The sequence below is a fragment of the Pelagimonas sp. genome, from assembly GCF_050633425.1.
Classification (GTDB): Bacteria; Pseudomonadota; Alphaproteobacteria; order Rhodobacterales; family Rhodobacteraceae; genus Pelagimonas.
Genome location: NZ_JBOEGM010000014.1, coordinates 31,079 through 31,312 on the forward strand (window position 1 = coordinate 31,079; position 234 = coordinate 31,312).

Genomic DNA, 234 nt, shown 5'->3' on the forward strand with positions numbered 1-234 from the left:
GCGCGGAAGACGGGCAAGTTGTGACGCTTGTGATCACAGACAGCGCCTCGGGCAGCCGCAGCTTGTCGCCGAGCGTGACCGGCAACGTCTGGAGCGCGACAGTTGACCTGTCGGGCTTGGCCGATGGGACTTTGTCGATGACGGCGGATGTGTCTGATGTTGCAGGCAACCCGGCCACACAGGCAACGTCGAGCCTTGCGATGGATCAGGTCGCCCCGACCGGTCATGGTGTGG

Annotated in this window: 1 protein-coding gene; it reads left to right on the forward strand. The window is 64.1% G+C overall.

Features of this window, described 5'->3' with window-relative positions; genetic code table 11:
• Positions 1-234: Ig-like domain-containing protein (locus ACRBB0_RS12895; protein WP_431374845.1), on the forward strand; the 234-nt coding region annotated here is incomplete at both ends.